The sequence below is a fragment of the Marinomonas foliarum genome (assembly GCF_016906065.1).
Lineage (GTDB): Bacteria > Pseudomonadota > Gammaproteobacteria > Pseudomonadales > Marinomonadaceae > Marinomonas > Marinomonas foliarum.
This window is the reverse complement of the sequence record NZ_CP070273.1, coordinates 3,856,686-3,872,819: the sequence shown is the minus strand read 5'-3', so window position 1 is coordinate 3,872,819 and position 16,134 is coordinate 3,856,686. Positions and strand designations below refer to the sequence as shown.

The 16,134-nt window shown below is 44.1% G+C and carries 12 protein-coding genes; 9 read left to right on the top strand and 3 right to left on the bottom strand.

The window, feature by feature from the left end:
• Positions 1-3: 3 nt before the first annotated feature.
• Both JSY38_RS17920 and JSY38_RS17915 read right to left on the bottom strand, forming a co-directional pair.
• Positions 4-2,310 carry an ATP-dependent helicase gene (locus JSY38_RS17920; RefSeq protein ID WP_239544045.1) on the bottom strand — a complete coding sequence of 769 codons (2,307 nt, stop codon included), beginning with the start codon at positions 2,308-2,310 and terminating at the stop codon, positions 4-6.
• Positions 2,311-2,340: 30 nt separating this feature from the next.
• Positions 2,341-3,483, bottom strand: coding sequence for a succinylglutamate desuccinylase/aspartoacylase family protein (locus tag JSY38_RS17915; RefSeq protein ID WP_114413387.1), 1,143 nt, complete (start codon positions 3,481-3,483; stop codon positions 2,341-2,343).
• 167 nt (positions 3,484-3,650) lie between these two features.
• On the opposite strand from JSY38_RS17915, the gene JSY38_RS17910 reads away from it, so the two are divergent.
• The 7 genes from JSY38_RS17910 to JSY38_RS17880 all read left to right on the top strand — a co-directional run bounded on the left by JSY38_RS17910 (position 3,651) and on the right by JSY38_RS17880 (position 11,298).
• On the top strand, positions 3,651-4,862 hold the full coding sequence (locus JSY38_RS17910) for an ABC transporter substrate-binding protein (RefSeq protein WP_205114544.1): 1,212 nt from the start codon (positions 3,651-3,653) through the stop codon (positions 4,860-4,862).
• 159 nt (positions 4,863-5,021) lie between these two features.
• Complete coding sequence (locus JSY38_RS17905) at positions 5,022-6,743, top strand: ABC transporter permease (protein WP_205114543.1); 1,722 nt, start codon at positions 5,022-5,024, stop codon at positions 6,741-6,743.
• Positions 6,743-7,372 carry an ATP-binding cassette domain-containing protein gene (locus JSY38_RS17900; RefSeq protein ID WP_205114542.1) on the top strand — a complete coding sequence of 210 codons (630 nt, stop codon included), beginning with the start codon at positions 6,743-6,745 and terminating at the stop codon, positions 7,370-7,372. Before JSY38_RS17905 ends, JSY38_RS17900 begins: the two co-directional genes overlap by 1 nt.
• Positions 7,373-7,497: 125 nt before the next feature.
• Complete coding sequence (locus JSY38_RS17895) at positions 7,498-8,856, top strand: biosynthetic peptidoglycan transglycosylase (protein WP_205114541.1); 1,359 nt, start codon at positions 7,498-7,500, stop codon at positions 8,854-8,856.
• A gap of 62 nt (positions 8,857-8,918) precedes the next feature.
• The gene (locus JSY38_RS17890) at positions 8,919-9,275 is read left to right on the top strand and encodes a hypothetical protein (RefSeq protein WP_205114538.1); all 357 of its coding nucleotides are present in this window, start codon (positions 8,919-8,921) and stop codon (positions 9,273-9,275) included.
• 155 nt (positions 9,276-9,430) lie between these two features.
• Positions 9,431-9,898 carry a DUF2867 domain-containing protein gene (locus tag JSY38_RS17885; RefSeq protein WP_205114536.1) on the top strand — a complete coding sequence of 156 codons (468 nt, stop codon included), beginning with the start codon at positions 9,431-9,433 and terminating at the stop codon, positions 9,896-9,898.
• 182 nt (positions 9,899-10,080) lie between these two features.
• A complete protein-coding gene (locus tag JSY38_RS17880) occupies positions 10,081-11,298 on the top strand; it encodes a metallochaperone AztD (RefSeq protein ID WP_205114534.1) in 1,218 nt (405 codons plus the stop codon).
• 325 nt (positions 11,299-11,623) lie between these two features.
• On the opposite strand, the gene JSY38_RS17875 is transcribed toward JSY38_RS17880, so the two are convergent.
• On the bottom strand, positions 11,624-12,511 hold the full coding sequence (locus JSY38_RS17875; protein WP_205114532.1) for a helix-turn-helix domain-containing protein: 888 nt from the start codon (positions 12,509-12,511) through the stop codon (positions 11,624-11,626).
• Positions 12,512-12,664: 153 nt separating this feature from the next.
• On the opposite strand from JSY38_RS17875, the gene JSY38_RS17870 reads away from it, so the two are divergent.
• Positions 12,665-14,119: an aldehyde dehydrogenase gene (locus JSY38_RS17870; RefSeq protein ID WP_205116951.1), complete on the top strand. Its 1,455-nt coding sequence runs from the start codon at positions 12,665-12,667 to the stop codon at positions 14,117-14,119.
• A gap of 125 nt (positions 14,120-14,244) precedes the next feature.
• A complete protein-coding gene (locus JSY38_RS17865; RefSeq protein ID WP_205114530.1) occupies positions 14,245-15,690 on the top strand; it encodes an aldehyde dehydrogenase in 1,446 nt (481 codons plus the stop codon).
• The last annotated feature ends 444 nt before the right edge of the window (positions 15,691-16,134 follow it).

Sequence of the window (16,134 nt, the reverse complement as noted above, 5' to 3'; positions counted from 1 at the left end):
TCCTTAAGCTCTGGAAGACAATTTTATAAGTTGTGTATGCTTGGGATTAAAGCGTTTTAGACCCATTTCACCAAAATCCACGAAAATCATTTGCTTGGCGTCTCGCTCTTGTCGGACAACAACGCCCTGACCAAATTGGTCGTGACGGACTTTGTCGCCGGGCTGTAATAGACTCTTACCTTCTACACGATGGCGAAAGGTTAAAGCAGGCGAAGGATCAACCGCATTTAAATAGCGCTGAAACACCGAACCTTTCTCCGTATCAATTTGCGTGCCAGTATTTTCACTGTACCAAGCTTCACAAATATGGCTCACCGCGTACGGCTGCGCTTCGAACACAAAACGCGACAAGGACAAGCTTTTCAACGCAGCACGGGGAATGTCACCCTGTTTCATACGTTTGTGCTCATCAGCACTTGGGGATTCGAGCAGGACTAACTTCTGTTTTGCCCGCGTAATGGCCACATAAAACAAACGTCGTTCCGATGCCATATCACTGGCGGCCTGCTTGTCTATGGCGCTCAAATCCTCGTCATAATACGGGAAGCGGCCTTCTTGTAAGCCAGACAATAGCACCTGATCGAACTCCAAGCCTTTCGACTTATGAATCGTCATCAAATGCACGCCGTGAACATCGTCCGTTTGCTTTTCATTCAGGGTGGCAAGTTGTTCCAAGATCGACTTGGCATCACCGCCCACACCTCGCACATAGGCCATAAAGGCATCGCAGGTGGCGATCTTTTCTTGGGTCTGAATATCTTTGCTGCTGGTGCTTTCGAAATAACGATAAATGCCCAACTTCTCCAAGGTATGCGCTAAGCCTTGCCCCGGATCGGTGCGATAAATGCCTAAGCTGCGCAACCAATCAGCACGTTCGTATAGTTTTTTCGCACGCCAGCCATCCGTAGCATCGGCCACGGACTCGATAATCTGCGGCAACAAATGCGGAGACTGTTTCGCTTGTTGAATCAAGGTTTTGCGCTGCGCCATAGAACCACCAAGGCTCGGCACCGTCAGCAAGTATTCAATATCATCCGGATGAAAAAAGGTGTTCGACGTTTCCAAACCACCAGCAATCACCGCCAGATACGCCATTAGCATGCGAATTTGGCGGTTTTCCAACAATGGCGAGTCACCATGTAATTGATACGGCACGCCCTTGTGCATCAAGGCGAGTTGCACTGGCACCATGTCACTGTACAAGCGTACCAATACCGCGGTATCGCTCAATGCACGACCTTCATCAACCCAAGATTTCAGCTCCCCCAACAACGCCTTACCCGTTTTCGGAGCGCGGGCAAAAGACACTCGCGTGCGCTCGCCAGCGCCAATCACCAAGGCATCAGGATCGTTTTCACTGATCACGCTCGACGCCATTAAACCGACGGCATGGCCAAAACGAAAACTTGTGCTCAACGGATAAGTCGCTACGTTTGAAAAGTCTTGATCAAACTGACTCGCCATAATCTCTGGACTAGCACCGCGCCATTCATAAATACACTGCTGAACATCGCCGACAATCATCCATTGGCAAGGCACTGGATAAAGCAGCTTGAGCAATTCGTATTGGCAAGGGTTAATGTCTTGAAACTCGTCAATTAGCAAGTAACGAAAATCCGGCACCAAACCACGCACTCTCACGCGTTCAGCTTCGTCTAATTCACTGATTAATTCATAAGGGTCGCTGAGTAAATCGGCAAAAAAGCGTATGTTATTACGCTTGCGCAGTTTTTCTAACTCATCATATAACGCTGGGAAAAACTTACGTTCGTTAGACCAGCCCAAAGCTTCAAAAACGATCTGCGCGGGTTGGTCAGAAGCTTTCACTTGATCGACAAACAACAAGACATCTTCTAGCCAATCTTTCTCGTCTAAAATAGCGATTTTCTCACCATTGCGAACCAAACGCTGTAACGCCTCGCGTAACATTTTTACCAAACTAAAATCGTCGGTAATTAACTTGGCACTCGCTAGCCAACCTTGCTGTTCTAAGCGGCGGCAAAACTTCATACCAAAGGCATGAAAGGTCATCACGCTTGGTGAACGCAAATGCCCAGCACTCATGAGTCGCTTGCTCAAACGCTCGGAAAATTCCTCTTGCGCGCTTTTGTTAAACATAAACACGCCAATGTGCGACGGATCCACACCCTGAGCCAACAGATGCTCGATACGAGAAATTAAGGTGGTGGTTTTACCCGCGCCCGCTACGGCGATGACTTTTGCTGGCAACGAAAGATCGTGATGAACAACGCTTTGCTGCTCATCGGTTAACGAGGACGTCACGTCAGTATTAGGTTGAGCTTGAATCAAAATAGTTTTGCCTTGTAAATCTTCAAAGCGCTAGTCTTCAAATAGATGGCCAATTTCACGAAACGCAAGGTGTTCTCTACCGGCGATCTTGGCAATAGATTCGCCACACACCACCAAACGTCGTTGTACTCGGGCGAAAAATACGCCATTGGTGCGTGAAATCAAAGGATAACTGGAGGTCTCAACGTCGTCGTCCATCAGGTTCACGACTTCACCAATCACCTCACCTTCTTCTACTGCGTCGCCAATGGCTTTGTGATAGCAGACAATGCCAGCACACGGTGCTTTGACTAAATCCATGGCATCCAATGGATAATATTCGACTTGGCTGTCATCAATCACAGGTGGTTTGCCTGCAATCACTTCTCGCAGCACAAGGTAATCGAACAAGGCTTGCGCATCTTGCTGAGCAAACTCATTGGATATATCGTTCTCGCCGCGTAATTCTACCGTTAAAGAGCGACTTCCCCAAGGAATCAAATGGGCATAATGGGCTTTTAAATCCCGCCACACGCTGACATTGGTTTCGTCAAACGAGGCGGCACCGGTTTCCAGTTCAGACAAACCGACTTTTGCCCCGAGTAACGCTAACAAGGGTGTAAAATGACTTTCGAATTCTTGCGCCACATAGGCGTGCATGCTGGCTTCGCCCGAACAATGCAAATCGAGCACTTCGTCTGCGTCCATAGACAGAGCCAACAAGGTTTTCTTCATACCTTGCAGTTCGGTGGTTTCTGGCAACAGTACCAGCTCGTCGTGAATTGCTTGGCGAACTAATTCGATATTACTTTGAATATCGCCGGTCACATCGCCCTTAATGCGTTTTTCTACTTTCGCGCCTAACTGGGGCCAGTTGCGGTTAAAATTGCCGCCGCCATCAGAAAAGGCAAAACGTCCAGGAATATAACCATGAAAGTTCTGCGCCAAACCTATCGGGTTCGCCACAGGTACAATCACTATTTCCCCTTGAATCAAGCCTTCTTCATCGGCTTTCTTCAATTTTCTTAGCAAGGTGTTAAGTACCAAAAAGCCCGGCCATTCATCCGCATGCAGCCCCGCCTGAAAATAGACTTTAGGTCGCGCACCCGCTTCACCAAAGTGATGGGCTTTTAACACACGTTGAGTTCCCGGTGTCGCGCTAGGCAATACATGAGAGTAAATTTGGTAAGACATAACACCTCGAAAAAAGCAGTAAAACAGTCAAGCAATTTGAGCATGCAACATGGTACGCTAAAACCGATTCTTAATAAAAAACAATTCCTTAAATATAAAAGTTGTAAGAAACAAAGATCTATTTACGTCTAAGCTTTCGTACAGATTAAAAACATCAGGAGAAAGGAATGAAAAAATCGTTACTCGCAGCCTCCATCGCTGCCACGTTTGCGTTTACCAGCTTATCCACCCAAGCCAGCACAACAGAGACTTGGCAAGACACGCTACAACATGCCAAAGGACAAACCGTGTATTTCAATGCTTGGGGCGGTGCTGACAATATTAACGATTACATTCAATGGGCCGCCGACCGTATTAAAGAAGAATACGATGTGACGCTAAAACAAGTGAAACTGACCGATACTTCTGATGCGGTCAATCGTGTCTTAGCTGAAAAAGCCGCAGGCAAAAACACTAATGGTTCAATCGATCTTATCTGGCTCAATGGCGAAAACTTCCGTGCCATGAAAGACAACAATCTATTATTTGGCCCGTTCAGCCAGTCACTGCCAAACTACATCACTTATGTGGACGAAAACGCACGCCAAAGCTTAACGCAAGATTTCGGTACGCCCGTTGATGGCATGGAATCCCCTTGGGGCATGGCGCAAGTCATCTTTATGCACGACACAGCGACCTTGAGCAACCCACCCAAATCCATTGTCGATTTGCTCACCTACGCGAAAGCCAACCCAGGACGAATCACCTACCCAGAGCCACCGCAATTCCTTGGTTCAACCTTTTTAAAACAAGCCTTGTACGAATTAACACCTTATCGCAAAGCGCTTTCACAACCTGCAGACAGTGTGGATTTCGATAAAATCACCGCACCTTTGTGGGCCTACTTAGATCAGCTTCATAAAGTCGCATGGCGCAATGGTCAAACCTTTCCATCTAGCTCAGAAGAAATGATGCGTTTGCTCGATGACCAAGAAATCGATGTTGCATTAAGCTTCGACATTTCCGCTGCATCGGTTCAGATCGACAAAGGTAATCTACCAGACACGGTGCGCTCTTACGTTTTCACCAACGGCACCATTGGTAATACGCACTTTCTAGCGATTCCCTACAACAGCAGCGCAACAGCAGGCGCACAAGTGGTTGCCAACTTTATGCTGTCACCTGAAGCACAAATTAAAAAACAAACGCCGACCATTTGGGGCGACTTAAGTGTTTTATCTTACGCAAAATTGCCTGCGTCTGAACAAGCCAAATTCGACGATTTACCTCGTGGTATCGCGACGTTGAGCATTGAAGAGCTAGGACAAACGCTACCGGAACCACACAGTAGTTGGGTGGGAGCGTTAGAGAGTGAGTGGCGTAAGCGTTACGCACAATAATTAATAGAACGACTACTGCGCTCACCAATACTTTGTTAAAAATAGACTCAAAGTGCTCATTTATAACTTATAAACTCCGCTTTTTCGTCTATTTTTGCCTCGTCTTGGCATCGCTCGTAACGTCGTTAGAACTCTATAATTAGCTGAATAAGAAGCAAGATGCCGTTAAAACACGCGAAATGGATCACTGGGATAATTAGTCTGTTATTGGTATTTCCCATTGCCATTGGTTTGATCGGCACCTTGCTTCCTGCGTTTGCGTATTTTCCTCCCCTTGGTGAATACAACCTTTCCTTCTCTCCTTGGCGAGACTTGTTTACCCAAGGGGAATTTTACGCCAGTTTGAAACTCACTCTCATAACGGGAATTGCCGCGCCTCTGCTCTCCCTTTGGTTCGCTCTGTCGCTGTTGGCGTGGGGTTATCAACGACCGTTTTTCCGTAAAGTCGAAGCACTGCTATCACCGATTCTGGCGATTCCTCACGCAGCCATTGCCATTGGCTTGTTGTTTCTATTGAGTCCATCTGGTTGGTTAGTTCGGTTGTTTAGTCCATGGTTGACAGGGTTTGACCGACCGCCTAACTGGATTACCGTACAAGACCCTTATGGCGTTTCGTTGATTCTCGCCCTTGTGATAAAAGAAATGCCCTACCTGTTGTTTGTTATGCTCGCCACCATGAAAAGCATCAAGGCGCGGGAAAGCTTACAAGTGGGCCAAGCACTTGGTTACAGCCGTTTCACCTTATGGCGCAAGGTGTTAATTCCTCAACTCTATCCGATCATTCGCTTGCCTATCTTCATCGTCATTGCCTTTAGCTTGACCGTAATAGATTTGGCCTTGGTCATCGGCCCTAACACACCGTCGACACTGGCGGTCACTTTATTGCGCTGGTTTAACGCCCCTGATTTATCCATGCGATTAATGGCCAGCGCTGGCGCAGTTACTCTTATGCTAGTCATTGTTGTTGTATTGGCTGGCTGGGAACTCTCGCACTTGTTGTTTAGCCGCTTAACTCGTGCCGAACGCAGTAACGGCAAGCGCTTTGGCTTAACTGACAGCGTGCTCAGATTAGGTGTTGCTCTAGGTTTATTCGCTTTGCTGAATGCCTTTGTGGCTCTGGCTTTGCTACCACTTTGGTCGCTTACTCGACGCTGGCGTTTCCCCGATGCATTACCAAGCCAATGGACGTGGGACAATATCGAACGCGCCACACCGCTGCTGATGGAACTCACCTCAAACACGCTGACCATTGCCTTAGTGGCAACTCTCATGGCGTGCGCGATTAGCCTTGTGATGCTGGAAACCAAACGTCACAACACGACAGGTGCAAACTCAAGTAAACCACATGTGTTCGATTGGCTCATTTATGTGCCGATTTTATTACCACAAATTGGCTTTTTGTTTGGTTTGCATGTGCTGCTGATTTACTCGAACCTAAATGGCGACTTGTGCGCCATTATTGCCCTGCACCTAATGTATGTTTTGCCTTATGTTTATCTAACCTTAAAAGGCCCCTATTTGGCCTACGAAGAAGAATACTTACTGCAAGCTAATCGACTCAACCATCGTCCTTGGCGTAATTATTTCTTAGTGAAAATCGCCATGTTAAAGCCAGCGATATTGACGGCTTTTGCAATAGGTTTTTCCGTCAGCATCGCTCAATATTTACCAACGCTTATTGCCGGTGAAGGCCGTTACAGCACCTTAACGACAGAAGCCGTGGCGCAAGCCGCATCAGGCGACAGAAAACAAGTGGGCAGCATGGCAATGCTGCAAGCCCTCTTTCCCATCATGGTATTTTGGCTCGCACAATACATTCCACTACGCTGGACTAGGTGGCGATTGGTATTAAAAAATTTGTTTAGCAGAAGGAATACATAGTGCTCAGTGTAAATGCGTTTTCTTTGACATTGGATGGCAAGACACTTATCAAAGATTTGAGCTTCGAGATTACTGATGGTCAAGTCTTGTCTATCATGGGGCCAAGTGGCATTGGTAAATCTAGCTTGCTGCATTTTCTCAGCGGTTCTTTATCGCCTAACTTAACCACCACTGGCGAAGCCTTTTTAAACAACCAAGCCTTGCACACAAAGTCTACCCAGGAACGAAAAGTCGGCTTGTTACAACAAATGCCCTTATTGTTCCCTCACATGAGCATCATAGAAAATCTACTCTTTGCCATCCCTGCCGACATCAAAAAATCGGCACGAATCGACATGGCGCAAAACGCCTTGGAAAAACTCAGCATTCCAGACAAAGCCAACGCCCTACCAAAAGATCTTTCCGGTGGACAACAAGCCCGCGTCGCCCTGCTTCGCACACTGCTTTCCCAGCCCGACTTCCTACTGCTCGACGAACCCTTCAGCAAACTCGACCCAGCCCTAAGACGCGACGTACGAACTTTTGTACTAAACGAGATACGCCAAGCCAACATACCCGCGCTGCTTGTCACACACGACCCTGAAGACGCCAAAGCCATGGAGGGGGAGTGCTTGGAATTGAGAAACTAAAATAGTTAGATTAGTTTTTCCTAGAAAGAGATGATGAAGCGGATTAGTATCAAAGAATGAAAATATAAAGGCATAACATTATTGCCCTTCTCTAATTTTACAGCTATTAGAAAAATGGAATGAAAATGATTCATGACGATCAAAATGAAGGCTGGAAACAACACTTCCCAACTTATCATTTTTCTGAAAGAGATATTGCTCTTGAAGAATATAGCGTAGCAGCTAAAGCACTTGAGTCAGAAGAGCGAGTCTTTCTCAATGCTTCAAATATTACTTTAGTAGCAGCAGCGACCTTGGGTTCATTAGCAGTAAGTTCAACAGAAAATTTATCAAACACTTTAGATTCTGTACTTCCCAGCTATTCAATCCCCTTAGCCCTGTTACTCATGGTTAGCCTCTTCTCTCTTGTTAGCATTCGATATTTTGCAGATAGACAAAGAGCAATCATTTTTGCGAGCCGAAAGGTTGTTACTTTACGTAGAATGCTTGGGTTATCTTATGGTCGAATACATTTGGTTCTACCGAATTGGCGGATAGAAGGCGCAGATCAACCACTATCTATCCGGCTATTTCCTGGTTGGTTTACTTATGCAGCATACCCTTTCTGGATATTATTGATTATATCTAGCTGTATATGTTTCCTACTATCGGCATTGTTAATTAAAAGCATAGAACTTTCATTAGTATCAGAAAATTCGGTTTCATTTATCTTATTAACAAATTTTCTATGGATTACAATCCTCACATATACATTTAGATCATCATTGCTTGACACTCATGAAACCATGAGACTTTTATTTACCAAATTTATTGGAAGTTTCATTCGCTTACCTATTGCATCAAATATTGAATATTTAGTTTATAGAGCAACATTAGCCACCTATGAAACTGATAGAATGAAGGTCTCACTGACAAACTTAATCAAGCTATTAGTTTTTATCGAAGATAGAGGTTTTTACCAACACGGTGGCGTTAGTTTTAAAGCAATTGTCCGTGGATTCCTCAGCCTTTTCAACCTCAAACGTAGGTCTGGAGGCTCTACTATTCACCAACAACTAATACGAACTTTATTCATACTTGATCTCAAAAAGACCAAACGCAGAAAGGCAATAGAAATCCTCTTAGCACCTTGGTTAAATAAGATCTTAAAGAAACAACAGATCTTAGAAATTTATATTTCTTCAGTTAGGTTTGAAAATAAATGCTTTGGTGTAATTCCTGCAATGAATTATTTTTTTGACTCAGTTATTACCAATCCAACACCCGCTCAAGCATTTTTTTTGATTGAACGAGTCTCAAATATTCGACAATCTCTACTTGCAAATAAAGTTATAGCAACAGCAAAATCTGCAGTAGAAAACAAAGTACTATCCCAAAATGACCTCAATGAACTTGCTCTTATATATAAAGATGCTGTTATCAAGGGGAGCATTATAGACCACAACAATAGCATTAGTAGACTTGTATCAGAACTCACCAATTAATAATTTTATTATAAATCTGTTTCAATCGAATTAATGAAACCACAGAAACCTAAGGATAAAGCATGGAACTTAAAGACTTTATAAGAGAAACATTTGTTCAGATATCTAAAGGAATTGAAGAGGCTAATCAAGAACTAAAAGACAGTTCAGCTATCATCAACCCAAATAATGTCTATGTGAATTCTGATGCTCGACAAAACTATGGACGTTTGGATGAATCAAAAAATTATGATCGAATAGTTGAGTCTGTGACATTTGATGTTGCTGTGTCAGCTTCTGATAACAGTGAAGCAGGTGGTAAATTTGCTATAAAAGTAGGCTCAATAGAATTGGGGGCGAACAACAAACAATCTGAAGCAAATAGAGCCGAATCAAGAATCAAGTTTAAAATCCCAATGGTTTTCCCTAGCGCACCTTAAAATTAAACAGACCTAATTAATTTAAAAGATCAATCAGGTATGGCTCCTCAAATATCTATCATTCACCTTTTGATGTACTTGGTGAAATATGCCTCAAGAAGCCAACCCAAATATTTATTCTAAGTGTATCTTATCTTTCAGACCCAAGGCCTACTATGAGCAAAGTAATAGAAACGGAACTTCCTAGCAACAGCCTTCTTAGTGATCGTATCCAGCAATCTGATTTCATCGATTGCTACGCTGTTCAATCCAATTTATCACCTCGCGAAGCTGCTGAAATTATTACAGACTTTCCCGGATGGGCGCGTTTTCTAGTCAGCATACGAAACTCTGCCGTTTCAAAATTTGGTCTATTGAACGATGGACCAGAAGCAGCAGACAAGGTTGGCTTTTTCCCCGTTGAATCAGAGAATGATCAAGAGTTGATCGCAGGGTTTAACGACAAACATTTGGATTTTAGGGTGTCTGTCATCGCTCAAGACGGGCGAGTATTTTTATCGACTTGGGTTCACCCACATAATATTGGCGGAAAAATTTACCTTAAAACCATTCTGCCCTTTCACGTTTTAATTGTTCGTAATGCACTGGCTCGCGTTCAGTCATTAAGTGCGTCTTCTGTCTAGCAACACTTAATTTAGCTAAGCTTTCCCTATTCAAGTCTAGAAACTGGCCATAGTCTCTTATTGTGCACGGCAATGTTATGATATAACATTTCTTTCCTGTTAGCCTAGGTTGACATTAGTTATTAATGCGAAAAACGAACCCAGCATTAAGTAAAAATTATAATTTCCAAGGAGAGAACTGAATGATCAAACGCCTTAGCAGTGTTAGCCTTCTCGCAATGAGCATTAGTACCACTGCGATTGCAAGCGAGAACCACGATGACAGCATGACTCGTTATCGCGTATTTATTGGTGATCACGCTACACCACAAGTCACCGCTTTTGATTTAGATAACCCAAGTAAGCGTTGGACCTTTAATACTGCAGGACAAAGCAAGCTTTACTCTGTTTCCAACAATGGTCTAATCGTTGCTGTTCAATCTGATAATGATCAGGTGAACTTTATTCAATCCGGCTTTCACTTCCATGATCATGGTGCTCATACTGATATAGAAATCAACGATCCTGTTGCACTAAAAAAAGTGCTTAAGGGCCCTCGCCCATTTCATCTAGTTGAGCACGATGGTCTCGTGTCCATCAACTTTGATAAAGGTGGGTACGCTGATGTATTGGACAGCCATGAACTGACTGAGAGTCACATTGAAGTAACACGTGTTAAACAAAATCATGCTCATCATGGTTTTGTGACATCTTGGAAGGATAACTGGCTTTCTAGTGTTGCATCGAACGAAGCAGAAGAAGGTCATGCCCCACCACGTATAGGCTTACAAGCAATCAAGACAGACGGAACAACCGTAGGTGAACTGCAAACTTGCACAGGATTACATGGAGAAGCCTTCTCTGGCACTTACCTGACAGTCGGTTGTAAAGAAGGAGTTTTAGCCGCAAAAGCAGGTAAAAACGGTACAGAATACAAAATGCTTCCTTATCCAGCAGACTTTCCAAAAGGGGAAGCGACAGGCACCTTACTAGGCTCTAAATCCTTTCAGATATTCCTTGGCAACTATGGCAAAAAAGGCTTAGCCATTATAGATCCAACAGAAGCACCTTACATGCAGCTTGTGGAGCTGCCATTCCGCCGTGTGGACTTCATTTTAGATCCAGTTAAGCTTCAGAATGCCTACGTTCTAACCGAAAATGGTGAAATCCACCGTATTAACTTATTAAGTGGTGAAATCGAAAAAAGCACTCGCGTAACCGCGCCATACAGTATGGACGGGCACTGGAATGACCCAAGACCTCGCTTAGCCATGGCTGGTGATAATATTGTTATAACTGACCCAAATGCTGGCCTGATACGCCTCATTAATGCAAAGGACTTCTCTGAGTCAAAGAGCATTAAAATTGATGGCATTCCTTATAATATTGTCATTGCTGGCGGTAGCGGTATTAGCCACTAATTTTCCCTCAGCTTTAGTTAGAGAGATAGTACCCCAAAACCACTTTATGCAATTTAAGGTGGTTTTGTTGTTTTAAATTGACCCAAAATATTGCAGGTTTGAATACCCATTCGCTCAGAATACTAATGACTAAGTAAGCACACGAATATGCCAGAACTCAAAGCTGAAAGCCGATGACACAGGCAACTAAGATTTGTTTGTTAAACATTACGAAGATCAAGATCTGGTCGATTTCTCTCCAGAGCGTTTTGAGCAAGACATCAAACAGATGCAAGCCAGAAATGGAAAAAAATATGGGCTACGAGCGCTGACAGACACTCTTAGCTTACGGCCAATCCGAAAAGTCAGGTGTATTTTCATCACTTTCAATGACACCTTTCTCTGTGTGATTACGCTTAAATTGACTGGGTGAAATGCCTGTTTCCTTTTTAAAAAAATGACTAAACTGGCTGCCATCACTGTAGCCTAGGTCATTGGCAATAGCTTGTATGGATCCTGCGGACTTTTTAAGTCTCGATGTGGCTTCTATCAGCACTCTGCTATTTATCAGCTGCAAGGGCGACTTTTTTAAGTTGCGTTGGCAGATTGCATGTAATCGGTCATAGGTCATAATCAGTTCCTCGCAATAATAAGAAACTGGCCTTCTATTCCGGTATTCGACCTCCACAATCTGACGAAACTGTTGAAGCACGAGTTCATCAGGGGAATGCGTTAGTCGAATAGATTCGATGTTGCTAAGGCGATAAATACCGATAAGCAAAACACGAATAATGGAGCAAATTACTGTACGCGAGCGCTTATTGGTAGTGGATATTTCGGCCTTTAATAACTTCATAAGAGGTAAAAACTCTTCGTCTATGTCTTGTTTTGAACTCGATGTAATGGTGAATTGTCGCATCAATGTTTCAAGTTTGGCACTGTCTAAGTCAGACCCTGTCACCAGAGAGCTAAGCTCATCTCGATAACCTAACAACCAAACCTGACTACCTGCAGGCACTAATACCTTGGCTTGTTTTTTGTGAGGAATACAGAAAATAGAAGACTCTGTAACCTGATGCATTTCCTCCATCGAGACAGTCGCATCGCCACGCTGAATGATGCCGATTAAATTGAAATCAAAAAAGTTGTCATTGCCCGTGCTAAATATTCGAGATTGCAAACCGGGTTGAATAGACTCAAACCGCACCATCGAGCCAATGATATTTGTCAGCATCGTTTTTCCTCTAGAAACCATCAAATAAACCAGAATTTAACAATATTAAGCCATAATTTAACATGTTTATAGAAAATATAGCTGTTAGTCTTTTAACCGTTACTCATCGACCGATAAAAAATCTAATAACGGCAAGGTGTAATTTTGAACATTATGTACCAAGATGTAGATCCATCTATCATACCCGAAGTGAACTTGTTCATTGGCGGACAATACACACCAGCAGCGGCTGGCGGCTATTTTGAAAGATTAGACCCGAGCACTAATTTGGTCGCTTCTCGCGCGGCATCTGGTCGCGTAGAAGATGCAGAGCACATGACTGCGGTCGCAGCCGCTAATTTTTCAAAATGGTCTACGACCCACGTTTCCGAACGAGCTAAAATTCTACGCCGTGCAAAACAGCTCATGCCTAAGTACAGAGATCGTTTTGCTCAGTTGATGCTTACGGAAATTGGCGCGGTGAATGACTGGGTTGATTTCAATATCAATGTCGCTGGTGAAGCCATAGAAGCTGCAGTTGCTTTGGCACTTAAACACCCTTCGTCCCTTGCCGAGAATGAAACATCCGATTCCTATATTGTCCGCCAGCCAGTTGGCGTATGCCTTGCCATTGCGCCCTGGAATGCACCTATTGTGTTGGCCATGCGCTCCGTCGTCTTCCCATTGGCTTTTGGCAACAGCGTTATTCTTAAAGCGTCTGAACTCTCGCCAGCCACACATTCTCTAATAGCGGAAGTACTACACGAAGCAGGCGTTCCAAAAGGCGTAATTTCTGTCATGACGAATGCACCAGAACATGCTGAAGAAGTCATCGCTAGCTTCATTGCGAACCCGTCAATACGACGGGTTAATTTCACTGGTTCTACTCGTATAGGAAAAATAATTGCAGGTCTGGCAGCACAACACCTCAAGCGCTGTCTTTTGGAGCTAGGCGGTAAATCGCCACTAATTGTTTTAAAAGACGCTGATTTACAGCTGGCCGCACGTGAAGCGGTTTACGGCGCTTTTTTAAATCAAGGCCAAATCTGTATGGCGACGGATCGAATTATTGTTGAGCAAGTTATTGCAGACGAGTTTATTGGCATACTAAAAGAGATGGTTGCTGACCTGGTATCAGGAGACCCTCGTCGAAAAGGCGTTAAACTCGGGCCCGTAGCAAGTCCTTCCATCGCTTCACGGTTATCCGCACTTATTGAAGATGCTCTCGATAAGGGGGCAACGCTTATATCAGGTACACAGCGCAGAGGCCAATTTATTGATGCGACTTTGCTAGACCACATTACTCCCATGATGCGGATTTACTCGGAAGAATGCTTTGGCCCAATTGCCGGAATTTATCGTGTAGATTCACCAGAAGAAGCTATTACCGTCGCCAATAATTGCGAATATGGACTTGCCTCTGCCATTTTTACCCGAGATATCCCACTCGCCAGAAGAATGGCTTGTCTGCTTGAATCCGGTGCCTGCCATATCAATTCCGCCACCGTAAAAGATGACCCAGCGATGCCTTTTGGCGGATTAAAAGCCAGTGGCTATGGACGATTTGGTAGCGACGCTTGCGTGGACGAATTCACCGAAGTGAGCTGGATTACTGTCTCACCGACCTAGCTTCCAATCCTTATCACTTAACCCACGATAATGAAAAGAGGCTCTTATGGCATCAACAAGATCAACAAGATCAACAAGATCAACAAAAATAATTAAGCATTAAAATTATAAAAAGGAGAAACGTTATGACTGTTTTATTAAGCATTGGCGGTAATGACCTAACAGCCAGTAGCCGCAAAGAATATAACCGTTTAGATCCCGTTACAGGGCAAGTTGCCTCTACCTCAGCGGCAGCCACGCTTGACGATGTAAACGCAGCCACTAAAGCTGCTGCACTTGCCTTCCCGGCTTGGGCACAATCAGGCCCAGCCGAACGCCGTAATTTGCTCAATAAAGCGGCCGATATTATGGAAACGAAGCAAGACGAATTTATTGCTGCCATGATAGCCGAGACTGGGGCCACAGGTCCTTGGGCTGGCTTTAACGTTATGCTAGCCGCCGGACATATTCGTGAAGCGGCAGCATTAACTACACAAATGGGTGGCGAAGTGATCCCATCAAACAAACCGGGAACCTTGGCCATGTCGATTAATAAACCCAAAGGCGTTTGTTTGGCTATGGCTCCATGGAATGCGCCTATTATCTTAGGCTCTAGGGCCATTGCGACACCTTTAGCATGCGGTAATACCGTGATATTAAAAAGTTCCGAATTTTGCCCTCTAACCCATCGTTTAATCATCGACTGTTTTTTAGAAGCAGGATTCCCAGCAGGCGTTGTGAACCTAATTTCGAATGACCCAAGCGATGCCCCAAGCATAGTAAAAGCCCTAATCGAAGCGCCAGAAGTACGTCACGTTAACTTTACAGGCTCTAGCCCTGTTGGACGTATCATCGGACGTATTGCGGGTGAAAACCTGAAGCCAGCCCTACTCGAACTCGGCGGAAAAGCACCGCTCATAGTCCTGTCTGATGCCGATATAGAAGGTGCTGTGAACGCGGCTATCTTTGGCGCATTCATGAACCAAGGTCAAATTTGTATGTCCACCGAGCGCGTTATTGTAGATGAAGCCATTGCAGACGATTTTGTAACGAAACTAGTAGCTCGTGCTTCAGCATTACCATGGGGAAATCCTCGTGATGCAGTCGTTCTAGGCTCACTCGTTAACCCAGAAGTCTCCGATAAAATGCACGATTTAATCGATGATGCGGTAGCAAAAGGCGCCAAACTGGCATGTGGAGGCGAAAACGATGGCGCTATCTTCTCTGCCACTCTGTTAGATGGCGTTAATGACACCATGCGCATTTACACTGAAGAAAGTTTCGGGCCTGTAAAATCTATTATTCGCGTCAATAGCGATGAAGAAGCTATCGAGGTCGCCAATGACAGCGAGTACGGATTATCCGCTGCTGTCTTTTCACAAGACATCAATCGAGCACTTGCCTGCGCCAATGCCATTAGAAGCGGAATTTGCCATATTAATGGGCCAACCGTAGGTGATGAGCCTCAAATGCCATTCGGAGGGGTTGGTGATTCTGGTTATGGTCGCTTCGGTGGCAAAGCTGGCATTGCTGAATTTACTGATTCACGCTGGATAACAATCGAAGATCCAAAGCAGCACTACCCTATCTAAAGGGTCTTCAAGCTCATTAAGGTGCTCAATGCCAGTCTATTACTATATGGTCTGGCATTTTTTATGACTGCTCAGTTGAGGTTTAGTAGACTTATTCATACCTCCCTTAATTCCACCCCCTCTACTTTTTATAAATCGACTTAATGTGTATTAAGTTATGTGCGCTTTATTTACCTGTGTGAATCACAGAGCTAATAACTCCAAAATCTCTTTTTCGAAAGAATTAGGCTCAACACAAAACAGCCTACTATAATTAGATCTCTAACTTTTACCAATTTAAAGGTTACATAACTAATCATTAGAGATGACACCTATTTAAAATTTATATTTTCTACTCTAAACGCCTATTTTTAGGGCGATTACGCGCATTTTTAGAGCACGAAAATAAGCTTATTTAATTGATAAAAATGTGAATTTTAGTTTTTTTTAATATTTTTTACACTT